The 19,710-nt window shown below is 65.1% G+C and carries 26 protein-coding genes and 1 tRNA gene; 15 read left to right on the forward strand and 12 right to left on the reverse strand.

Annotation, left to right across the window (positions count from 1 at the left end):
* Positions 1 to 208 precede the first annotated feature (208 nt).
* Entirely contained in the window at positions 209 to 1,729 is a 1,521-nt protein-coding gene (locus ACFC4D_RS16255; RefSeq protein ID WP_376063975.1) for an AMP-binding protein, read from the forward strand.
* A 105-nt stretch (positions 1,730 to 1,834) separates the two neighbouring features.
* Positions 1,835 to 2,881, forward strand: a complete 1,047-nt coding sequence (locus tag ACFC4D_RS16260) for an aldo/keto reductase (RefSeq protein WP_376063978.1) — start codon at positions 1,835 to 1,837, stop codon at positions 2,879 to 2,881.
* 38 nt (positions 2,882 to 2,919) lie between these two features.
* Here ACFC4D_RS16260 and ACFC4D_RS16265 read toward each other — a convergent pair whose 3' ends face one another.
* Positions 2,920 to 3,582, reverse strand: a complete 663-nt coding sequence (locus ACFC4D_RS16265) for an HAD-IA family hydrolase (protein WP_376063981.1) — start codon at positions 3,580 to 3,582, stop codon at positions 2,920 to 2,922.
* Between the two features lie 41 nt (positions 3,583 to 3,623).
* Positions 3,624 to 3,791 carry a hypothetical protein gene (locus ACFC4D_RS16270; RefSeq protein WP_376063984.1) on the reverse strand — a complete coding sequence of 56 codons (168 nt, stop codon included), beginning with the start codon at positions 3,789 to 3,791 and terminating at the stop codon, positions 3,624 to 3,626.
* A 214-nt stretch (positions 3,792 to 4,005) separates the two neighbouring features.
* Here ACFC4D_RS16270 and ACFC4D_RS16275 point away from each other — a divergent pair, with 214 nt between their 5' ends.
* Positions 4,006 to 4,341 carry a hypothetical protein gene (locus ACFC4D_RS16275; protein ID WP_376063987.1) on the forward strand — a complete coding sequence of 112 codons (336 nt, stop codon included), beginning with the start codon at positions 4,006 to 4,008 and terminating at the stop codon, positions 4,339 to 4,341.
* 62 nt (positions 4,342 to 4,403) lie between these two features.
* Here ACFC4D_RS16275 and ACFC4D_RS16280 read toward each other — a convergent pair whose 3' ends face one another.
* Entirely contained in the window at positions 4,404 to 4,958 is a 555-nt protein-coding gene (locus ACFC4D_RS16280) for a hypothetical protein (protein WP_376063989.1), read from the reverse strand.
* The gene (locus ACFC4D_RS16285) at positions 4,955 to 5,587 is read right to left on the reverse strand and encodes a TetR/AcrR family transcriptional regulator (protein ID WP_376063992.1); all 633 of its coding nucleotides are present in this window, start codon (positions 5,585 to 5,587) and stop codon (positions 4,955 to 4,957) included. Before ACFC4D_RS16285 ends, ACFC4D_RS16280 begins: the two co-directional genes overlap by 4 nt.
* A 38-nt stretch (positions 5,588 to 5,625) precedes the next feature.
* Between ACFC4D_RS16285 and ACFC4D_RS16290 the strand changes: the two genes are divergently transcribed.
* Together ACFC4D_RS16290 and ACFC4D_RS16295 are read left to right on the forward strand one after the other, a co-directional pair.
* Entirely contained in the window at positions 5,626 to 7,107 is a 1,482-nt protein-coding gene (locus ACFC4D_RS16290; protein WP_376063993.1) for a carboxylesterase/lipase family protein, read from the forward strand.
* Positions 7,108 to 7,181: 74 nt separating this feature from the next.
* Entirely contained in the window at positions 7,182 to 7,778 is a 597-nt protein-coding gene (locus tag ACFC4D_RS16295) for a transglutaminase family protein (RefSeq protein WP_376063996.1), read from the forward strand.
* Positions 7,779 to 7,855: 77 nt separating this feature from the next.
* Here ACFC4D_RS16295 and ACFC4D_RS16300 read toward each other — a convergent pair whose 3' ends face one another.
* The gene (locus ACFC4D_RS16300; RefSeq protein ID WP_376063998.1) at positions 7,856 to 8,818 is read right to left on the reverse strand and encodes a hypothetical protein; all 963 of its coding nucleotides are present in this window, start codon (positions 8,816 to 8,818) and stop codon (positions 7,856 to 7,858) included.
* A gap of 127 nt (positions 8,819 to 8,945) precedes the next feature.
* Positions 8,946 to 9,389 (reverse strand): STAS domain-containing protein, encoded by a 444-nt coding sequence (locus tag ACFC4D_RS16305; protein ID WP_376064000.1) that lies wholly within the window; start codon positions 9,387 to 9,389, stop codon positions 8,946 to 8,948.
* A gap of 225 nt (positions 9,390 to 9,614) precedes the next feature.
* Here ACFC4D_RS16305 and ACFC4D_RS16310 point away from each other — a divergent pair, with 225 nt between their 5' ends.
* Positions 9,615 to 9,851 carry a hypothetical protein gene (locus ACFC4D_RS16310; protein WP_376064001.1) on the forward strand — a complete coding sequence of 79 codons (237 nt, stop codon included), beginning with the start codon at positions 9,615 to 9,617 and terminating at the stop codon, positions 9,849 to 9,851.
* Positions 9,852 to 9,939: 88 nt separating this feature from the next.
* Here the strand turns inward: ACFC4D_RS16310 and ACFC4D_RS16315 are convergent, their stop codons facing one another.
* A complete protein-coding gene (locus ACFC4D_RS16315) occupies positions 9,940 to 10,059 on the reverse strand; it encodes a LysR family transcriptional regulator (protein ID WP_376064003.1) in 120 nt (39 codons plus the stop codon).
* 101 nt (positions 10,060 to 10,160) lie between these two features.
* On the opposite strand from ACFC4D_RS16315, the gene ACFC4D_RS16320 reads away from it, so the two are divergent.
* Positions 10,161 to 10,502 (forward strand): hypothetical protein, encoded by a 342-nt coding sequence (locus ACFC4D_RS16320; RefSeq protein ID WP_376064005.1) that lies wholly within the window; start codon positions 10,161 to 10,163, stop codon positions 10,500 to 10,502.
* 4 nt (positions 10,503 to 10,506) lie between these two features.
* Here the strand turns inward: ACFC4D_RS16320 and ACFC4D_RS16325 are convergent, their stop codons facing one another.
* Positions 10,507 to 11,049, reverse strand: coding sequence for a hypothetical protein (locus tag ACFC4D_RS16325; protein WP_376064007.1), 543 nt, complete (start codon positions 11,047 to 11,049; stop codon positions 10,507 to 10,509).
* Positions 11,050 to 11,740: 691 nt separating this feature from the next.
* Positions 11,741 to 11,813, reverse strand: a tRNA-Arg gene (locus tag ACFC4D_RS16330).
* Positions 11,814 to 12,014: 201 nt separating this feature from the next.
* Here ACFC4D_RS16330 and ACFC4D_RS16335 point away from each other — a divergent pair.
* From ACFC4D_RS16335 to ACFC4D_RS16350, 4 genes are all read left to right on the forward strand, one after another.
* Positions 12,015 to 12,533 carry a contact-dependent growth inhibition system immunity protein gene (locus ACFC4D_RS16335; RefSeq protein ID WP_376064009.1) on the forward strand — a complete coding sequence of 173 codons (519 nt, stop codon included), beginning with the start codon at positions 12,015 to 12,017 and terminating at the stop codon, positions 12,531 to 12,533.
* Between the two features lie 127 nt (positions 12,534 to 12,660).
* Positions 12,661 to 12,996, forward strand: a complete 336-nt coding sequence (locus ACFC4D_RS16340) for a hypothetical protein (RefSeq protein ID WP_376064011.1) — start codon at positions 12,661 to 12,663, stop codon at positions 12,994 to 12,996.
* A 220-nt stretch (positions 12,997 to 13,216) separates the two neighbouring features.
* Complete coding sequence (locus ACFC4D_RS16345) at positions 13,217 to 13,627, forward strand: hypothetical protein (protein WP_376064014.1); 411 nt, start codon at positions 13,217 to 13,219, stop codon at positions 13,625 to 13,627.
* Between the two features lie 29 nt (positions 13,628 to 13,656).
* Complete coding sequence (locus tag ACFC4D_RS16350) at positions 13,657 to 14,049, forward strand: hypothetical protein (RefSeq protein WP_376064016.1); 393 nt, start codon at positions 13,657 to 13,659, stop codon at positions 14,047 to 14,049.
* A 252-nt stretch (positions 14,050 to 14,301) separates the two neighbouring features.
* Here ACFC4D_RS16350 and ACFC4D_RS16355 read toward each other — a convergent pair whose 3' ends face one another.
* A complete protein-coding gene (locus tag ACFC4D_RS16355; RefSeq protein WP_376064019.1) occupies positions 14,302 to 14,886 on the reverse strand; it encodes a hypothetical protein in 585 nt (194 codons plus the stop codon).
* Between the two features lie 400 nt (positions 14,887 to 15,286).
* Here ACFC4D_RS16355 and ACFC4D_RS16360 point away from each other — a divergent pair, with 400 nt between their 5' ends.
* Positions 15,287 to 15,754: a hypothetical protein gene (locus ACFC4D_RS16360; protein WP_376064022.1), complete on the forward strand. Its 468-nt coding sequence runs from the start codon at positions 15,287 to 15,289 to the stop codon at positions 15,752 to 15,754.
* Complete coding sequence (locus ACFC4D_RS16365) at positions 15,742 to 16,047, forward strand: transcriptional regulator (RefSeq protein ID WP_376064024.1); 306 nt, start codon at positions 15,742 to 15,744, stop codon at positions 16,045 to 16,047. Before ACFC4D_RS16360 ends, ACFC4D_RS16365 begins: the two co-directional genes overlap by 13 nt.
* A 122-nt stretch (positions 16,048 to 16,169) precedes the next feature.
* Here ACFC4D_RS16365 and ACFC4D_RS16370 read toward each other — a convergent pair whose 3' ends face one another.
* A complete protein-coding gene (locus ACFC4D_RS16370) occupies positions 16,170 to 16,475 on the reverse strand; it encodes a hypothetical protein (RefSeq protein WP_376064026.1) in 306 nt (101 codons plus the stop codon).
* Between the two features lie 680 nt (positions 16,476 to 17,155).
* On the opposite strand from ACFC4D_RS16370, the gene ACFC4D_RS16375 reads away from it, so the two are divergent.
* The gene (locus ACFC4D_RS16375) at positions 17,156 to 17,701 is read left to right on the forward strand and encodes a hypothetical protein (RefSeq protein WP_376064028.1); all 546 of its coding nucleotides are present in this window, start codon (positions 17,156 to 17,158) and stop codon (positions 17,699 to 17,701) included.
* Positions 17,702 to 17,923: 222 nt separating this feature from the next.
* On the opposite strand, the gene ACFC4D_RS16380 is transcribed toward ACFC4D_RS16375, so the two are convergent.
* Positions 17,924 to 18,775, reverse strand: coding sequence for an acyl-CoA thioesterase domain-containing protein (locus ACFC4D_RS16380; protein ID WP_376064031.1), 852 nt, complete (start codon positions 18,773 to 18,775; stop codon positions 17,924 to 17,926).
* Between the two features lie 498 nt (positions 18,776 to 19,273).
* Here ACFC4D_RS16380 and ACFC4D_RS16385 point away from each other — a divergent pair, with 498 nt between their 5' ends.
* Positions 19,274 to 19,633: a hypothetical protein gene (locus tag ACFC4D_RS16385; protein ID WP_376064033.1), complete on the forward strand. Its 360-nt coding sequence runs from the start codon at positions 19,274 to 19,276 to the stop codon at positions 19,631 to 19,633.
* Positions 19,634 to 19,710 lie beyond the last annotated feature (77 nt).

Here is a 19,710-nt window from a genome sequence, read left to right on the forward strand (position 1 = left end):
CTGAGATATGCGCATCTAAACATGAGTTCTCGACGTGGCGTAGTCCGCCCCCTGCGGCAAAAAGACAGCAAAGACGAGGGGAGCCGCTGCGGCCCAGCGTGACCATTGCCCGAATGCGGAACCGCATAGGGTCGATTCGGGCGACACTATGACGTGTTCACCGCACACTCGAATCCCGTACCTGCGCACTTCTGTCAGAGGAACCCCGATGCAGTTTCCGCTCACCGTCAATGACTTCCTCGATCGCGCGCACACCGTGTATCCCGATCGGGTGGCGATCGTCGATGAACCCGATCAACCGGCGACTTCGTGGGGCGAGATCACCTATGCCCAGCTGCGGGATCGCGCACTGTCGCAGGCTGCCGCACTGGACAGTCTGGGGGTCGCGACCGGTGCGCGTGTCGCGGTGGTATCGCAGAACTCGGCCCGGCTACTCAGCAGCTTCTTCGGGGTGAGCGGGTGGGGGCGGGTATTGGTGCCCATCAACTTCCGGCTGACCACCGACGAAATCGCCTATATCGTCGAGCATTCCGGGGCCGAGGTGCTCATGGTCGACCCGGCGTTGAAGTCGGTGGTCGACCAGGTCGATTGCCGGGTGAAGTTCATTTTCGGGCAGGACGACGACAAGATCTGGTCGCAGTCGCGCGAACCCGCTGCCTGGCAGGAGATTTCGGAGTCCGCGACCGCGACGATCAACTACACCTCGGGCACGACCGCGCGCCCCAAGGGTGTGCAGCTGACACATCGCAATCTGTGGCTGAACGCGACCGTGTTCGGCTGGCATACCGGCGTCAGTGATCGCGATGTCTATCTGCACACCCTGCCGATGTTCCACGCCAACGGCTGGGGGCAGCCGTTCGCCGCGACCGCGATGGGCGTCAAGCAGGTCGTGATCCGCCAGATCGACGGTGCGGAGATCCTGCGCCGGATCGACGAGCACGGGGTCACCTATCTGTGCGCGGCCCCGGCGGTGATCAGCGCGGTCCTCGACGCCGCCCGCACCTGGGAGGGCCCGATCCCCGGCCGCGACCGAGTCCGCGCGATTGTCGCGGGCGCGCCGCCGCCGACCCGGGTAATCGAACAGGTGCGCGCCGAGTTGGGCTGGGAGTTCATTCAGATCTACGGCCTCACCGAAACCTCACCGCTGCTGACGATCTCGCGCATGCGCGCCGAATGGGACGAGTTGCCCGCGCCGCAGCAGGCCCGTCTGCTCGGGCGCGCGGGTGCCCCGGCACTGGGTGTGCGGATCGATGTCGATGCGACCGGTGAGGTACTGGCGCAGTCCAATCACAATCTACTGGGGTACTGGAACAATCCCGAGGCCACCGAGGAAGCGTTGGCGGGCAATTGGTTTCACACCGGCGACGGCGGCACGATCGCGGACGGATATCTCACCATCACCGACCGCAAGAAGGATGTGATCATCACCGGCGGTGAGAATGTGTCCTCGATCGAAGTCGAGGATGTGCTCCTGTTGCATGATGCCGTCCGCGAAGCGGCGGTCATCGGTGTCGCCGACGAGAAATGGGGCGAGCTGGTCACGGCCCTGGTGGTGGTCGCTCGCGAGGTCACCGCCGAGGAGTTGATCGCGCACTGCCGCACCCATCTGGCCGGCTACAAAACCCCGAAACGCATCGAATTCCGTACCGAACTGGCACGCACAGCCACCGGCAAATTGCAGAAGTTCAAACTGCGCCAACAGTTCTCGGATGATGTTGGGCCGCAATGAGTTCCCGCCCATCGACGATGCTGCAGGTCGACGTCAGCTGAGCTTGGTACGCACGCGGCATTCGCGGTCGCATTTCTGTGCGCCCGAATAGCTCATGATCAGCTGATGGCAGAATTCGGCTCGGGTAATGACACAGCATCGAAGGGATTCGCCGATATGTCGACCGAGCCGGTCATCGAACGCTCCGCCACATCGGCGATCACGAGGTTCGGGCTGGGTACGGCTGCGGTCGGGCGGCCCGGGTACATCACGCTGGGGCGGGATTTGGATTTGCCCGCTGATCGCAGTGTCGAGGCGTTGCGCGCGCGGACGCATGCGTTGTTGGATGCGGCGTGGGCGGCGGGGGTGCGGTATTTCGATACCGCGCGCTCGTATGGGCGAGCGGAGGAGTTCGTGGGCGCGTGGCTGGCTTCGCGGCCCGAGGTCGCCGGGGAGGTGGTCGTGGGCAGTAAATGGGGGTACACCTACACCGCGGATTGGCAGGCGTCCGGGGTGCCGGTGCATGAGGTGAAGAAGCATGCGGTCGAGGTGTTCGATCGGCAGATCGGTGAGACGCGGGCCGCGCTGGGCGGCAATCCCTATGTGTACCTGGTGCATTCGGTGACCCCGGAGAGTCCGGCGCTGAGCGATCCGGCGCTGCTGGCTCGGCTGGCGGCGCTGGCGGGGGAGGGGGTGCGGGTCGGGTTGTCGACCAGTGGACCGGCGCAGGCGCAGGTGGTTCGTGCGGCGCTCGAGGTGAGCGTGGAGGGGCGGCCGCTGTTCGCGGCGGTGCAGTCCACCTGGAATCTGCTCGAGCCGTCGGTGGGTCCGGCGCTGGCCGAGGCGCATTCGGCCGGATGGTTGGTGGTGGTGAAGGAAGCGATGGCCAATGGGCGGCTCGCGGGCCGCAATGCGGTCGGTCCCGCGCTGGCCGCGTTGCGCGAGCAGAGCGCCGCGGCCGGTGTGCCGGAGGATGCTCTCGCGCTGGCTGCGGCCGCCGCTCAGCCGTGGGCCGATATCGTGCTCTCGGGTGCGGCGACCTTGGATCAGTTGGCGTCCAACCTGATTGCCGCCCAGGTGACCTTCGCTCCCGGCGCTTTGGCGGAGTTTGCGGGGCTTGCCGAACCGGCCGAGTCGTACTGGCAGACCCGCGCAGTATTACCTTGGGCGTGAGTGGATTTCGCGCCGGACGGTGATTCGGCCACTCCCACTCAGTTGCGGATGTGGACCGCGATCACGCCGCCCGGGCGTTCCTCGATCCGGATGTGGGTCAGGTCGTGCACGTGAGCGGCGGGGCTGAATGCCCCCGCACGCGGCCCGACGCCGACAACCCGCATCCCCGCGGCTTTTCCGGCGGCGATGCCCGCTTCGGAGTCCTCGAAGACCAGGCAGTCCTCGGCGGGCAGCCCGAGTTCGGCTGCGGCTTTGAGGAATCCTTCGGGGTCGGGTTTGCTGACGTTTACCGATTCGGCGGTGATCCGGATCGCGGGTATCGGCAGTCCGGCGGCATCCATGCGCACGGTGGTGAGCGCGCTGTTGGCGGAGGTCACCAGTGCGTGGGGGAGGTGGGTCAGGGCGGCCATGAACGCCGGCGCCCCCGCGATCGGCACTACGCCTTCGACGATCCTGGTCTCCTCCGCGAGCATGCGAGCGTTATCGGCCAGGTTCAACGCCACATCCCGATCGGGTAGCAACTGGGCCATGGTCGCCCAGCCTTGTCGTCCGTGCGCGACGGCGAGCACGTCCTCGATCGGCAGTCCGTGCGTGGCAGCCCAACCCCGCCACAGGTGTTCCACCACGGCTTCGGAGTTCACCAGGGTGCTGTCCATGTCCAGTAGCAGGCCGCGAGCAGTGAGCGTGGTGTCAGCTGTCATGTACTGGTTATAACCGGCTTGTCGGACTGGTGCAATGGCCGTCACGAACGGTGCGGGATCAGAGGGTCGTCGGGCGATGGCGCGGGTGCGGCCTGTACGGCGCGCACCTCGACCTGGATCTGCGTTCGCCGCGCGCCCGGATCCCACATCTCCTGGAAGGGGCCCACCACCGACCCGCCACCCAGGCGTAATCGTCGCGCCCGCATCACAACCCATCCGAAGGCCCGGAGAACAGCGCAATCGGCGATATCGCCACGGCCATGGCCACCAGGGTCTCCATGCCAGGATGCTACGGCCTCATGCGCGCAAAGCTTTTCACAAGATCCTGACAAGGTCATCCGGGTTCCATGCGGTATGGACCAAATATTCTCCACTGCAACCGAATTCACGTCTCGCCCAAGTGTGGCCGACACGCGTTCACGCGTGGCGCGCATTGCACTCGCGGGCGCCGCGATCGCCGGACTCGTGTTCGCGGCCGCACCGGCCCACGCGAGCGGGCCGGTGCGCAACGCGTGTCTGGTGATCGAGAACCAGACTTCGGACGGGCTCACCGTCGTGGTGGACAATCTGCTGTTCCAAGGCGATTCGTGGAAGATCCGCCCGAACACCACCTCTCTGCTGACCCTGCAGGATGGTAGCGCGATCGCCACCGCCGACGGTGACTGGAGTATTCGGGCTCCCTCGGGGAGCTGGCGCTATGAATCGGGCTGGGATCGGGGCAAGGGCTGCAACGGCTCCTGGGTCTACACGGTGTCGTGAGGCCGCGAAATTCGAACCAGCACAGGGTTCTCGGGGCAGGTGGCCGGGGGTGGCGCGGCCGGTCAGAGCTTCAGGAACGAGACCAGCAGGACCGTCAGGCTCACAAGGGCTACCGCGATGCTCACCCAGAAATAATTCGCTGCCAGGTTCGCCTGCCCTGCCGCTGACCAGTACTGATCAGCCAACTCACCGTAACTGTGCACGCGAGCTGCGGCGATGTCCACGCACCGGTCACCGAAACGCATCGGGGACGAGTCGCACAACGGGCCACCGGCGTTGCTCAGGTGCCGTGCGGACAGGTACTCGATCCCGCTCAGTAGCGCCGCCAGCGCGGACCACAGCGCGGGCAAGGCCGCGCCGACAACACCGCCCACCAGGAGGTCGCTATGTACCTTGCCGCCGGGCCGCAGCGCACCGCTGTCCCGTGCCGATCGCCACGTCAGGGCGGTACCGAGGACGCACAGCAGTGGGAAGAGCCCGATCGGGGCGGTCCACCGTACCCATGACCATGACGGACGGACCAGCGCCCCGAGGTTCCACAGCATCCACACCTGGCCTGCGGCGATGAGCACCAAGCCAATTGTCACGAACGTCCAGAGTCTGGTGAACCCACTCATGCCTGCTCCCGATCGAAGGTGAGTGCGACGAACCGGGTGAGCACCCTGGAGGCTTCGGCGGGGTCGGTGTCGCCGCGCGCCAGGCGCAGCAGCAGGCCCTCGACCAGAGCCAGCAGTGCACGCGCATCGCTGTGCGCGTCCTGGTGGGTGCGGTGGGTCGTGCTGGTGTGCAGGGCCGCGGCGATCGCGGTCGCGAGCCGATCCGAACCCGCGGACAGGCGAGCCGACATCTCCGGGTTCCGCGTGGCCCGGTTCACCACAGCGAGCCAGGCCATGACTTGGATGCGCCAGGTCTGGTCGGGGTGCGGTGGGGTCGTGGGATCGCCGGCGGTTCCGGGGATCATGGCCTGAAGTACCGCGCGCACTGTCGATTCGGCGTCGCGCGCATCGGCGAGTGTGGTGAGTTGATCGGCGAGCCGGTCGTCGAGGATGTCGAGTACACCGGCGACGGAGAAGTCGAGCAGATCGTCCAGTCCGGCGAAGTAGTGCTGCAGCGAACCGAGGGAGAGCCCCGCCTCCTCGGCCACTCGGCGCATGCTCACCGCGTTCCAGCCCTCGCGAAAGGCCAATCGCCACAGCGCGGCCGCCACCTCACCGCGGCGCTGGGCTCGATCGACGATCTTCGGCATCACACCTCCTTTTTAGTACAGTGACTTATATTAACGTGATGACCACGAAAACCCCAGGGGGAACCATGGATATCGACGTCCGCACCACGGGTGGTCTCGTGCGTGGCCACGTGCGACAGGGACAGTGCGCCTTCTTCGCCATCCCCTATGCCGCACCGCTCGAAGGTCTACGCCGTTTCCAGGCCCCGGCCCCGCCGCCGCGGTGGGACGGTGTACGCGATGCCCGCAGTTTCGGCTCCTCGGTACCGCAACCGGTTCTCTGGCAGCCCGGCGACGACCCCGAATGCCTGACGGTCAACGTCTGGAGCCCTGATATCGGCGCCTCGGGGCTGCCGGTCATGGTGTGGCTACACGGCGGTGCGTGCATGGGCGGCACCGCCGCGACCCTCGATTTCGACGGGACGGCGTTCGCCGCCGTGGGGATCGTCCTGGTGACGCTCAACTACCGCGTGGGATACGAGGGCTTCGGCTGGGTCGATGACGCCCCATGCAATCGCGGCGTGCTCGATCAGCTCGCGGCCCTGGGCTGGGTGCGGGACAATATCGCCGCCTTCGGCGGAAACCCCGACGCGGTAACTCTTTTCGGGCAGTCGGCGGGCGCGTCATCGATCGTCGGGTTGATGGCCGGTGACCGTGAGCCAGGTCTGTTCCGGCGCGCGATCGCGCAGAGCCCCGGACGGATCTTCGTTCCCGCCGACGAGGCACGCGCGGTGTCGAGGATGATCACCTCCCAACTCGGCATCGCCCCGACCGTGGCAGAGCTGGCAGCGCTGCCACCCCAGGCGATACACGCGGTACAGCTGGCACCGGTGGCCGTCATGGCCGCCGAGCCCGGGCGATGGACCCATCCGCACGCGCCCTACGCGATGACCATCGACAACGAATTGTTCGATGCCCCACCGTGGATCGGCCGCCCCGCGTCGCGCACGAGCCGCGAACTCGTCTGCGGGTTCACCACCGACGAAGCCCGGATGTTCACCGTGAACGTGGACCTGTCCGGATCCGACCCTCTCGACACCGCCCGCGCCTGCGGTATCGACGCGACCGCGGTCGGTGAGTATCGGATCGGCGTGCCCGGCATCACCGACGACGAACTGCACACTCTGATCCTGTCCGATGCGCTGTTCCGGATGCCCGCGCTCTGGTGCGCCGAGACCCATGCGGACGCGGGAGACCCGACCTACCTGTACGAATTCGCCTGGCAGAGCCCCGCACGCGACGGCGCTCTGCGCGCCTGCCACGGCCTCGACGTGCCTTTCACCTTCGGCGCCGCCCGCAGCCCGCTCGCCGCCGACCTCATCGGGGACTCGATCCCAGCGGAGTTCACCGACCTGTCCGCGGCGATGCGTGCCGGCTTCACCGCCTTCGCCACGACCGGCGACCCTGGATGGCCGCGGTTCGACACCACCGAACGACGCCGGCGAATCTGGGCGACCCCACCCGCACTCGGTACCGACTCGCTACGGACCTCTCGCCGGATCTGGCATCGCGACATGCCGCAGGCGCAGCTCGAATCTTGACAGCGTGCCGGACCGGAGCCGGATCCCACCGGTGCCCGATACCTGGGGCGCGGTGACCGTTCTACGCTGCGGGCATGTCGTTTTCGCCGCGGTCCGCGTTGGTGCCGTCCGCCTATCTGGCGGGTGGGCCGATCATCGAGGTCGATCATCCGCGGGTTCGCGCACTGGGGGCCGAGCTCCGGGCCGAATCCGCCGGCGAGATCGAGTGTGCCCGAATGGCATTCGACTGGGTGCGCGACAACGTCGCGCATTCCTATGACGCACGGGATCCGCGTGTGACGTTGCGCGCGTCGGAGGTGCTGGACCAGCGAGTCGGGCTCTGTTACGCGAAATCTCATCTGCTGGCTGCCATTCTGCGCGGCAACGGGATCCCCACCGCGCTGTGCTATCAGCGATTGACCCACGGCGACGGCCATGTGCTGCACGGTCTGGTCGCGGTGTACCTGGACGGGGCCTGGCATCGGCAGGACCCTCGCGGTAACCGTGCCGATGTCGCGGCGGAGTTCTCGCTCGACCAGGAACGGCTCGCGTTCCCCGTCGACCCCGCGCTCGGTGAGATCGACTACCCCGAGCTGCATCTCAACCCGGCAGCAGCCGTGGTCGACGCACTGTCGAACGCAACGGACATCCTCGCGATCTATGACCGGGGCCTGCCGTCCCAGCTCACCTGATCCGACGCCGACGCCGACGCGGTGCGAGCCGACGTGACCTCAGAGCTGAGCCCGGCGAGATTGCGTGCGCGGCGCGGCTATCGGTGAATCCGCCACAGGGTCGTGGTTCGTTTGCCGGTGTCCCACAGCACCGCCGCGAACAGGTCCGGCGACATGGGCATCACGCTCTCGATGAAACCGTCCGGTCCCGCCCAGGTCTCGAGGTCCACCATGTGGAGGATTGCCGCGTCGGTGAGCATGCCGTCGGCGAGTACCGGTGCTTGCTCGGTGCCGAGTAGCAGGACCCGATCGTCGCTCAGGTAGCCGCCGGAGGTGTCGAATCCCCTTGTGAGACCGCGCGAGTCGGCATCGAGGGTTGCCAGGATCTCCAGGTCCGGCCAACTCACCACCACTACGCGGGACGGGTCGGTGGGGTAGGGGCCCAGGAGCAACCGCGTACCGGTCGAATCGAAGGCCAGGGTGAGCAATTCCTCGCTGGGGAAGATCTCTCGCACCGTGAGCTCATCCCCGTCGGCGCGAATCACGGTGAGCGCGTTGCCGTCCTGGCCCATCGCGAAATCGCACACCACGGCGGGCTCCACGGGGTGGCACAGCAGGTGCGGTCTCGCGTCGTCGACCTCGACGTGCGTCTCAGCCACGATTCGACCGGCAAGGTCCATCAGCAACACCCGGTGCGACTCGGAGAACTGCCGTCCCGCTCGCGGGGGATCGGGCGCGGTTACGAGCAGCCGATCCGGGGTGAGGAACACCGCGCTGTCGGCGGGCACGGGAAACCGGACAGGGTCGGCGCCCGCACCGGACCGAATCCATAGACCGTCCGGGCAGGCGGCGGCGAAAGTGTCCGAGCCCGCGGCGATATCGAGCAGTCGCGCGGTGTCCGGCAGTGATGTGGGCCGCTGCTGAAGTGGTGAGAGGGTAGCGTCCCACCGGATCAGCACGCCGCGGGCGAGTGTTGCCGCAGGCCCGGGTGTCGAGGGCGTGCACGGCAGTGTTCCGTCGAGTTCGTCGATGATCTGAACCAGTTCGGCATGCGGTGACACAAGGGCGACGGTACAAGGCCGCAACAGTGTGCGATCCGCACGGGGCACCAGGTGGACCGGCCTTGCGTTCGTGACCGCCCGCTCCCGCCGAATTGTGCGTCGCGGCAGGACTGTACGAGCGGTGAACTCAACTCCCCGCCGCGGCCAGCGCCGTGTCGAGGTTGTCGCACAGCACGAACAGCGTGTCCGCGCCGGTGATCTCGAGCGGCCGCCGCACCGGATAGGAGGCAACCACGCGCGGCAGTTCCCGGCATTGCTGCGCCGCGGCGGCCAGCACGGTGATCCCGGCCGAGCCCAGGAAACTGACCCCCGCCATATCCACCACCACGGTGCGCGGGTTCGTCGCCAGCGCCTGGCGCAATACGCGCTCGAGCATCGGTGCGGACGTCACGTCGATTTCCCCGCTCACGGTTACCACCGGGTTCGCGGCATCATCGTCGAGCCGTACCCGCAGAAGCTGGTCCGGAGCGTTCATCAGCGAATTTCCTTCCACGTTGGTCCGATTCACACCATTCGGTGAAGGGTTTACCACCCCGGCACCGGTTTCGATACTGGCATCGGAACTGACCATTCATGCCAATCCGACCGACCAGTCACTTTTGCCCCGCGTGCCCGGTCCGGGGCCCGCAGAGATCGGGAAAGGGCCGACTCGACGTGTCGGCGGGCGTGTCGCAAGGTGCGGGGTTTGGTGTCGAGGAGACCGGGGTATCGATCGGTGCGAGTCATCGCTTCCGAGCGCGCTGACCGCTCAGGGGCGTCCGCGCCCACATTCGTCGAATCCGAAGGAGAATCCGAGGTGGCACAGATGCGAGAATCCGCCACGGCGAACACCATTGGCGCGCCCGCGATACCGGCGGACCAGCCGATGCCGCTGGAGCGGGCCGTCGCGGACCGGCACAGCCGGGCAATGCATCTGATGGTTCGGCTCGCCCCGGGACTCTCGGACTCCGCGCTCGCGGATCTGGCCACCGCTGCGGAGCGGCTGCGCGGGCAGGAAGGACTGCCCCCGATCGAACTCACGGCGCAATGGTGAACCCGAATCTGTTCGCCTGAAACGGTCGCCGCGGCCACAGGGCCCAGGGTCGCCGCGGTCCGGTTGGCCGGCAACTGCCCTTCGGGCATCAGCCGGATCCCACGACCATCCGCTGAATGAGGGTGACGCCGGTGGCCGCCTCCAGGCGGGCCGGGTGGTGGCTCACCGACGCTGGGGAGTACCCGGCAGAACTGGCAGTGGAGGTCATGCGGTCTCGCGTCCACGCCGGCACGTGATGGGCCATCGCCACGAAAGCGGCGGCAGGTCGCCACAAGCAGGACAGCGCACATGACCACACGGCCGGGCAGGGTGACCTGCGATCTGACGATCTCGGATGTCGACGAGAACCGGATCGAGCTCGCCCGCGGGACCGCGGCCCAAGCATTCATCATGGGGCGCAACATGTTCGGTCCGGTGCGTGGCGAGTGGGACCGGCAGTGGAACGGCTGGTGGGGCGACAATCCGCCATACCACGGCTCGGTCTTCGTGCTCACTCATCACCCGCGCGATCCGCAGCCGATGCGAGGATGTCCGCGCATGCCGTGTGGCGCGCGGTTCAGAGGAACCACGGGGTGGGCCGACGATCTACGAGCCGAGGCGATCTCGGCCGGACCGAACGCACTGAACTGCCGAACCCGCACGAAGGGTTGAGGAATCAGTCGGCTGTCAGGCTGCCGGGTTGTTGGCCGCGCCACGGTATCCATCGGTATCCCGGTCGGAAGACCGCATAGTTCTCGCCCAAACCGAATTCGGCATGGAGAGCATCGGACAGCACGAGACCATCCAACGCTCCGTCACGCAACTCGTCCAGATACTCGTCCGCGAGTTCGGCAGGGTCGACGAAATCGTCGGGGTTCCAGCCGACCTGTGCGGCGATGTAGCCGTCGAACGTGGCGAGCAGTGAGTACAGGCTGTTACCGAGGTCGGTCAACTCCGCCGCGGTGAGAGGGATTCTGGGGCCATCCGATACGACGCCGTACCCAACCCCGACAGGTACCACCGACAACTCGTAGTGCGTACCGACCATGCGCGGTACCGGTGTATGGAAGGGAATGCGTTGATCGCCCGCAGTCAGTGTTTGTGATCCGTGGCGGGTAAACGCAAGTACAGCCGATCGTGCCGCGTCCACGTCGTCGCCGAAGTTGATCAATAGTTCGAAGCAGATCGCCACGCTCACCCCATCTTTCGCGTCGATCAACTACAGCACTGCCGAACGGCTCCTGCACGATAGTGGTCACTCACAGCACACCGGTCGGATGCACTGATCTGCCCCATGCCGCGCTGATCGAATCGGCCACCGCAGTACGGCGGAAGCTCAACTAGCAGTAGGTAACCGACCTGGCGACTGAACATCGTCAGCGTTCGGTACGTACGACGTCAGACATCGGGAAGGTCACCAAGCTGGTCGAGCGCAACCTCGAAAAGGCAGCTGCACACGCCCGACCGTATCCCACCCCACCGACAACCCACCGCACCCTGCGCCGATACCGATGCAGAGATCGATCATGGCGACCCGACGGATCCGGTCGATGTTCACAAGATCGCACGTGATTTCCAAGGGGATTGGATACGCGGCGTCGCGAGTCAGTTGGTCGTGCTCCTGGAATTCGGGCACCTTCGCAACGAAACTGGCGGTACTTCCGTCAGCGTTTGGGAACTGAGCCTCGACCCAGCCCGGGAAATGATCGTCTTCGTACCGAACCGCGACTGCCCTGATGTATGTCATTGTGCGATTGATCCTCCCACTACCTCGACCCGCCCGCAGGTCAGATCGGCATTACGTCGGCGCAAGGACGCGCTCACGTACCGCATACCGCGCCGATTGAACCGGCCAGAGCTGTGCGATGAAAGATCAAGCGGCTCAGCCGATCTGAGTGAAAGCCTGCCGGTGCCCCCGGCAGGATTCGAACCTGCGGCCCACGCTTTAGAAGAGCGTCGCTCTGTCCCCTGAGCTACGAGGGCAGCCCGATCAGAAACATACTTGCTTCCCTGAGGAGAGGGTAGGGGTGAGGATGTCCGCTCATCCCGCCCGGCGCGGTGATCGAACCGGCCAGTCCGGTACCTCGAAAGACCCATGGGCTGAACGTCGCTCGGACCTCTGCAGTGCGCCATACGTGTCGAGCGGGCTGTATCGGCGGTGTCGGATCAGACCGATGAGCGTGGATGATGACTGTGGCCGATACTGTGCGCACACGAGCGGGCTCGAAGGAAGCGGTGGCAGTGGTGAAACGGGCATCCGGCGCTGAAGCGGTTTCACGATCGGTACAGGACATCGAGGGCACGGTGTGGCCCGCTCTCGCCGCAGATACAACCTACCTGGTTCGCACGGTGCACCGGCTGCGGCAGGTTCCGATCGGTGAGCTGGGTACCGAAGACCTGCGAATCATGCTGTCGCAGCACGTCGGAACCGCCACAGTCCTGCCGCGGGCGCTGGACCGGTTACAAGCGGATCCGCTCGTTGCCGGTGATTACTATCCGGGCGATCTGTTACTGGCTGTGCTTCGGTGCGCGCCCGACGCATGGACTGGCGAGGCCGAGCTCCTCGACAAAGCGCGTGGCATTGCCCACCGCGCGGAAGCGATGATCTACAACCTGGACGGCGCACAAGTTCCTGAGCTACGCCGCTTGATCACCGAGTTCCTCTCGGGCAGACCAGAGTTCGATCCAGGTCGAACGCACTGAATTGCCGCATAATGCGCTATCGGTTCCGGCTGCCGTGTGGAGTTGGAAGGCCAACGGGCACAGTGCCATACGCCTACTGTTGCCCGTTGGAATCGCGTTCACAGCGCCTCGTCGGTGGGGTCCGGCCATGACATCCAACTTGGCCCTGGGTGACAAGTGTGAACTACCGGCCACCGCTGCCTACTGGCTCTGCGATGAGCCACAACCGGGGTTGGTTCTTGTCGAGTTCGTCGATGCTCGTGGTCGCCCCCACTGGCTGATCGACAAGTGTGCGATCTTCGGAGCCAACCTGTTGCCGACATCGACCTACCCGCGCCCCACGGGAATTCGGTGTGCAATCGCGAAGATCAACGGCGAGATCGCTACGATCAGCCCCTGGTGGACGATCAGCCGAAGAGGCATACCCTTCGCCTTTGATGTCCGGTTGGATGTTCTCATTCCGGTGACCACCGATTGGCATTGAGCCAGGGCGCCGGCAACGAAGAATCGACTGATGACCGCCTGAGCCCGCACCGCGTACCGCGCTGTTCGGAACGGCCACCGCGGCTTCTCGAAATGTCCGTCTGGCGCCTGCCGGAAGACCACAGCCAGAGCTCATCTCGGACCACCGGCGTGCAGGTTCGCACCGAATGGCGAATTTGCTTCGATCCGCCGGTGGCGTAATTGACCGATATGGTGCTGCGGTGGAACCGATCTTGGGTACGGGTGATGGCTGCGAACTGCCCGCCATCGCGGTTTGTTTGCTGACGGACGATCCTCAACCGGGCATCGTTCTGGTCGAACTCGTCGACGCACACGGCCGACCCCATCAAATGGTCGGCAAGACCGCGTACTTCGGCGGCCTGCACACAGCACCCAAATTTCCCTGCCCGACCAGCGTCGAGTGCACGATCGAGGGCATCAACGGCGATATCGCGACAGTAAGTACCTGGTGGCTGTCCGGCGGGCCGGACCATACGCGTTTGGTCTTCGATGTGCGGCTGGACATCCTTGGCCCGACTGACCGCCTTCCGCCGAGCAGTCGATCAGTCGATCAGTCGATCAGTGTCATTACGTCCGATGCCGCCTACATGCGCGGCGACGCAACCCAGTAGGAGGCCGCAGTCAAATGTCAGGAAGGTTAATGGATCCTGTCGAAGAGTCGCTGCTCGCGCGGCTGGTCGGGCTCGAGGTCGCCTCGGTGGCGTTCGTCCGTGATTATCTCGAACTTGAATTCGGCAGCGGTGCCCGCTTGTTCTGCTACGCGTGGCCGACTGTCGAGGTCGGCGGCACAACTCGGCGCTTCGGGGATGTCGGATATCGAGATGCGTTGTGTGCCTTGATCGATCAAGTGGTTCTATCGACCGATGAAGCGGTGGGCATCGGGCTGCTCGTGCGGTTCGGTGTCGGTGCTCTGTCGATCCATCCGACGCTCGACGAGCTCGAGGGACCTGAAATTGCGATGCTCTCGGGGTTCGCCGACCAGGCGTTGGAGGTATGGCGTCCCGGTGAGCACACGTTCGCTGACCTCGAATGAAAAGTGCCACAACGGTTCGAACTCCCAGAAACGTCCGCACATGCCGCGACCCGCGCGATGGTCCGCTGTCCAAACCGGTTGACCGACAGCGCTTCCTGGTGCGCGGTAATGCCGACGGCAGGGAGAATCGCGCGGCCGGGCGTCATTCCATCAGACTTCGGACTTGTGTCTACTCGAGCACGTCGTTCACCGGCCCCGGTCGCTGCCTGAATGGGCCGCATGTGTATGCCGGGCAGAGCGCCGCTCGTCGAGTTATGTACGGGAGGACCAGGTCGCGACCACGTTGCCCTTGTACGGCACCCACTGGACTCGAGTCGGAGCTTCGGGGCCGAATGACGAAGGCACGAGGAAGGGCGTGCACCCTTCCAGGCTCTGTCCCTGGCTCAATGCCCGGAACTCGTCCTGGCCCACCCCCGCGCACAGCTTTTCCACGCCGGATTTCTCGGCGAACCCGGTCAGTCCCGAAAACGGTGCCGGGCTAATAGTCATTTGCCCAACGCTTTTGCGGCCCGCGTTGACGACGAAGTAGGTGCCGACGTCAGCACCGGCCGAAGTACGGGTCAGGCGGTAGCGAACGTAGTAGGGAGTGCCATCGATCGCCGGGGATTTCGCGAGCGGGTCGGCGAGCGGGTTGGTGAAAGCACTGGTGAGCCCTTCGAGATCCGACGCTGAGCCCCGATCGATGCGCAGCACAGCGATCCCCACCGTCCCATTGATCCGTGACACCGTCAGCGATTCCCCGAACCGCAACTGCTGCGTAGCATCCTCACTGCACCCCGACAACACGAACGCACACACCGCGACGACAATCGCAGCGCCGCAACGCAACCCACTCATGCCGCGCCATTCTGCCAGCCTCTCAACGATTTCCGACATCGCGCAGCCGACCGAGAACAGCCGCCACCCACTATTGCGATACCCACTACCTGACAGACACGCCGAACCCCTGAGCCCCTCGACACCACGTCCACGATGTCAATGTGGTCGGGCAGTTGATCTGGGGCTGGTTAGAGGCCGACCGGCAGCAGTTCGACGCGGGTGGAATGGACGCGACGATCGCTCTGAAATGCCGCTAACGCAGGGTTCGACTCAGCCAGCGCGGGCCTGCGGAAGATCCACGGATAGAACGCCGTTCAGTCACGGGCGACGCACTCTTCTGCCGATGAGCGACTGATGTCATTGGTTGCAAGACAGATATAGGTTGCCAAATGGAAACCAGTTTGCATATGGTCGTACCATGCAGGAAGCACAGACCCCACAGCAGGCACTGGACATCGCTGTGACCACGACGCGCAAGGCGCATGCGGCCGGCGCGCTACCAGGATGGCAGCCTGTCGCGGCCGGTGTGTCCGGAGCGCTCGCTGCCCTGCTGCTGTGCACGTTGGTCGCGGACGGCATCGGCAGGCCGCTCGGATGGCTCATCCTGATCGGCGGAATCAGCTTGGGCTGTGCGTATTTCGGGTTCATGCAATGGCAGCGCCGCACCCAGCGGACCCACGGCATCGTCCCGCTCCCGATGGCGGAATGGAAGCAGATCACGGCGATCCTGGTCGTTTCCCTGTTGGTGCCGCTGGTCGGTTTCGCGGTTTCCGGCCCGGACGGATGGGTCCGGATAGCATCCAGCGGTGTGCTGGGCGGATGGATCTGGTTCCACCAGGCGCGACCGCGAATCCTCTCGGGGAAAACCTGGCCGTGGAAGCGCTGAACGAACTGTTCGCCGCGCTGCCGCGTCTGAAACTCGTGGCATTCCTCGACGGTTGCGCCGAAGCGGAATTCCTCGTCGTCGCCGACATGTGCGACCTCAGCAAATCCACACTGTCCAAAGCGATGACCGCGCTGGAGAACGCCGGATACCTCGAGGTCACCAAGGGCTATGTGGGCCGGAGACCGAGAACCTGGCTCGCCCTCAGCCCGAAGGGCCGAACCGCCTACCGCGCTCACCTCGCCGCCCTCGCTGCACTCACCCGCAAGGGATCAGAGGCCGTGCCCTCATCGTGACCGCGCCGGGAAATGACCTGCCGCCGAAAACGAACGCACGTTCATGCCGCTGATACGGCTGTTCGGATTGGCGTTGGGCGGGCTGACACCGAGCTTCGGTGGACAGTTCGGGGCGCGCTGCTCTACGCGAGTTCGGAGTCCGATGCCTCGGAAGCGGCTGGGTTGACCAGGTCGTAGACGTATGAGCGATCGCCTTTGAAGCTCACCCAGACTCCTTCGGGCGGAAGGTCGCCCAGCCCGGCATCATCGAACGGACGACTCGCTACGGCCCCCTCTGCCGTGCACACCGCCCACCCGAAGTCGGGAAGGCGCGCACACCGTATGTCCAGGTCGACTCGCCTGTACGACGGGAAACCGTGCGCGTCCCCGTCCCGCACGAACTCGTAGGTCAATCCGTCCACCCGCCGTACGAAGCGTATGCCCTGCATCAAGCCATCTTCGACGTCGAGATCCACCACGATCAACCGGAGCCAGGCCCTGCACGCACTAACCAGCCGAATGGCGAGTCTACGCCCGCACCCCAATCACGATGCTTGTGTCCTCTTCGACGGGATCGCCCTGCACGCTGTCACCGACCCCGACCGCATGCCTCCCGAGCGGGCCCGGCTGCTGTTGCGAGGCCACTTCGACCAGCTGACCCAACCCTGCCGCCGGCCGAACGAATCGTCCGCGCCGACCGAGTACACCTGATCGGCATTTCTCCCGAGCATGGCAGTTGCCGAGCGCGAGAACGCCCGACGGCTGGCAGAAGCACCGAAATACCCTGCCATTCAGCCGGTTCGGTGAGCAGCGCACCGTTGCGGGGGGGCAGCCGAGATACGGCCGTTGCACCCGAGGCGGGGTCCGGGTGGCGCGTCGGCTCGCGTTCGTGACCGACCGCGCCGCTAGCTCGGTGCAGGTGGCACAGTCCGGTGAGAACGCAGGCTCGAACCGGAGCCGAGAAGGGCAGCGAAAGGGGCGATGCCCGTAACGCTGCCAGCGCCGCAGAGGTCCGGCTCGGTGGGTTGCTGGTCAGGGCTGTCGGCGTCGCGGTTGCAGAGCTCTCGGTCGATCGCCGCGTCCTGGTCGCGCCTTGCGCTCGCCGCATTAACGCTGCCAGGATTCGGCGGTGACGACCGAACACAAGGCGACCTACAACACCCTTGCCGAGCGGTTGATTTCGCTTGGCATGATCTCGACCGACGCCGCACACAGGGTGCTCGCCTACCCCGATGGGCTCGACGACGAATTGGACGGCGAATACTTGTCCGCCGCACTGGAGGACTTCGGGGTGGCGATCGGGGTGCACGGCGATAAGCTCGACGACGACCTTGAGGACAATTACCGGTACCTGTTGCGTGACGCGGCTGCCTGTACCGGCGGGGCCGTCGTCGTCGACGCTGTCGAGCTGAGCAGCGACCCGGGCGGTGGAGAGATCCTTCGATTCGTATGCAACGGCTCTGTTGTCGAGTGGTCACTGTGGCACGATTTCGATGGCTATTTCGACTTTACAACCATCCTGGCCAACATTGGTGATCTCAATCCACCCGGCGTGGATGACCACCGGAGGTTCCGGTCGGTCGAGCTCGATGAGCCCGGGACCAACTACTATGTATTGGCAACCGACGAGCAGGCGCTGGCGCTGGCGAATGAGTTCGGTCTGCGCCTCGACTGAAATATGGCCCCGCCTATGGCCTCTCGGTACCGTCACCCTCGACGCCAGGAAGGACTTCGGCGCGCCGATCAGTTGCGTCCGCACCGACCAATAAGCGCGATGGCTCCGAATCTGCCTGTGGCCCAGACGTCCTGAACCGGGCCGCGGACTTGGCCGACGAGTGCACGCACATGCCGAATTGAGGGCTGTTCGGATCGGCCGCCACGGATAGTTGGCAGTGGGCTACTGCGCAGAGTCGAAAATGGGTTGGTAGGCGCGACCGGTTTCCGTCCACTGTTCGGGCCTGCTCGCTGAGTCGAGACTGCCAGCGGTATGGGCGACCGAGCCGACCATACTGATCCCGAACCGGCCCTGGGTATCCCACATGGTCGCCGATCCGGTGGCGATACCGTCGCTCGAGATGTGATTGTCGGCCTCGATCCCTACGACCGGGCTGATCGGTAGCCGCGCCAGCAGGATCGTCACATCGTGGTTGATGAACCCGATTCCGCGGTCACTCCAACTGGTGAGAGTGTTGGTCAGTTCACCGACCATGGCAGCCCGGACGAACGGGGTGTTTTCCAGATCGGTGATGACCTGCGGCTGGTCGAACCACAGCCGTTTGCGGCCAGTGTTCTGGTGTTCGGGCATCGAACTGCTCCACCGGTCCGGATGCTCGTCGCTACCCCACAGAACGCCCGGCTTGGGAAGTTGCGCGGCCAGCGAGTCGGTGAAGGTCATCGAGTCACCAGCGGGCTGCCAGCGTGTGCCCGACGGATCTCTTGACGGCCGGATCGCCACCATCGACGCGCGCGCGACGATCCGTTCACCCTGTCGCACAAGCACATCGGCGATGCGGATACTTCGGCCTTCCCGCACCGGAGTGATCTCCGTTTGCAGCGGGGCGTATGTCGGCTGCCGGAAGATGTCCAACACGAACTTCGCCGACCGATATCCGGGCTCAGCCCAGGCCGATTCCACCGCGTGCGCGGCTAGTCCCGCGAGCGCCTGTCCGTTGATCGAGTCGGGAGACCACTGACTTTGGGAGAACGGGAGGGGATGGAACTGGTCGCCTCGATGTTCGAAATAGGCCATGCTTTTCCCCTCCGCGTCGATCGTGACGTGCTGTCCGAACGTGTTCGAATGCTAGAACGTGTTTCAGTTTGCTGCAATATTGAACATCCGAGCGGGACCTGTCGACATCGGACATGAAGAGAGTCGCCAGGTAACCCTGTTCGGCAAGAGGCACTCTCGGCAGTTGCCGCTGACCGAACCCGCGCTTGCCATTTGAGTTTCCCGCGCTAGTGACAGCGTAGAACGTGTTTCAGTTTGCTTGCTTGGGCGGATCCGTAGTGCAACCCCAAAAGTTGGACGGACAGTCCGCCTACTCGAAACGGCTAGCTTCATCCAGCGCGAGCGAGCTCTCATGCCGCTTCCCGCGCTGACCCAACCGGCCAGCGCGTGGCACCGAAGATCAACGGGCTGAACGCCGCTCGGCCTTCAGCAGTGCGCGGTAATGCCGATTTCGGGATATGCTCTGCCGTACTCGCCCGCCTACGGCGCACCGTATAGCCGTGTCAGTGAGGATGCTCGATGCTCGTCGAAACGATCCGCATGTGGACCGACCCGCGCACCATGGTGCACCTGCGTGATGTCTTGACGCGGTTCCAGCCAAACAATTGGCGATGGCGTATCGAGGAGTTCGAAGGCGTTGGACGATTCCCTGGCGGCACGTGGACGGAGTTCGATGCCGATGTCGAGGCCGGGACCGCGGTCTTCGATTGGGACGGAATCCAGCAGTTCGCTGGCGGTTTGGACCAGATGATCGACGGGCGGATTGTCGCCATCGATGCCGACGGAATGATCGTGGCTACGATCGAGGCGTTCGACAGCAGCGAATACGAGATCGTCATTGATCCCGCGTCAGGCCACCCCACGGCTACAACGCACTGAACTGCCGCTATCTCTCGGTTCGGGACGCCCGCGGACCCGGCTGGCGAACGCACTGATTTGCCGCGACCCGCGCGTTC

Source organism: Nocardia sp. NPDC056000 (assembly GCF_042269265.1).
Classification (GTDB): Bacteria; Actinomycetota; Actinomycetes; order Mycobacteriales; family Mycobacteriaceae; genus Nocardia.

Coding starts and splice junctions, on each gene's coding strand:
- ACFC4D_RS16305 (WP_376064000.1), bottom strand. CDS start 9,389: ATGGTCAGTTCCGATGCCAGTATCGAAACCGGTGCCGGGGTGGTAAAC.
- ACFC4D_RS16260 (WP_376063978.1), top strand. CDS start 1,835: ATGGCAGAATTCGGCTCGGGTAATGACACAGCATCGAAGGGATTCGCC.
- ACFC4D_RS16385 (WP_376064033.1), top strand. CDS start 19,274: ATGCTCGTCGAAACGATCCGCATGTGGACCGACCCGCGCACCATGGTG.
- ACFC4D_RS16285 (WP_376063992.1), bottom strand. CDS start 5,587: ATGCCGAAGATCGTCGATCGAGCCCAGCGCCGCGGTGAGGTGGCGGCC.
- ACFC4D_RS16280 (WP_376063989.1), bottom strand. CDS start 4,958: ATGAGTGGGTTCACCAGACTCTGGACGTTCGTGACAATTGGCTTGGTG.
- ACFC4D_RS16340 (WP_376064011.1), top strand. CDS start 12,661: ATGACATCCAACTTGGCCCTGGGTGACAAGTGTGAACTACCGGCCACC.
- ACFC4D_RS16335 (WP_376064009.1), top strand. CDS start 12,015: ATGATGACTGTGGCCGATACTGTGCGCACACGAGCGGGCTCGAAGGAA.
- ACFC4D_RS16295 (WP_376063996.1), top strand. CDS start 7,182: ATGTCGTTTTCGCCGCGGTCCGCGTTGGTGCCGTCCGCCTATCTGGCG.
- ACFC4D_RS16380 (WP_376064031.1), bottom strand. CDS start 18,775: ATGGCCTATTTCGAACATCGAGGCGACCAGTTCCATCCCCTCCCGTTC.
- ACFC4D_RS16360 (WP_376064022.1), top strand. CDS start 15,287: ATGCAGGAAGCACAGACCCCACAGCAGGCACTGGACATCGCTGTGACC.
- ACFC4D_RS16290 (WP_376063993.1), top strand. CDS start 5,626: ATGACCACGAAAACCCCAGGGGGAACCATGGATATCGACGTCCGCACC.
- ACFC4D_RS16370 (WP_376064026.1), bottom strand. CDS start 16,475: ATGCAGGGCATACGCTTCGTACGGCGGGTGGACGGATTGACCTACGAG.
- ACFC4D_RS16265 (WP_376063981.1), bottom strand. CDS start 3,582: ATGACAGCTGACACCACGCTCACTGCTCGCGGCCTGCTACTGGACATG.
- ACFC4D_RS16315 (WP_376064003.1), bottom strand. CDS start 10,059: ATGACCTCCACTGCCAGTTCTGCCGGGTACTCCCCAGCGTCGGTGAGC.
- ACFC4D_RS16355 (WP_376064019.1), bottom strand. CDS start 14,886: ATGAGTGGGTTGCGTTGCGGCGCTGCGATTGTCGTCGCGGTGTGTGCG.
- ACFC4D_RS16350 (WP_376064016.1), top strand. CDS start 13,657: ATGGATCCTGTCGAAGAGTCGCTGCTCGCGCGGCTGGTCGGGCTCGAG.
- ACFC4D_RS16255 (WP_376063975.1), top strand. CDS start 209: ATGCAGTTTCCGCTCACCGTCAATGACTTCCTCGATCGCGCGCACACC.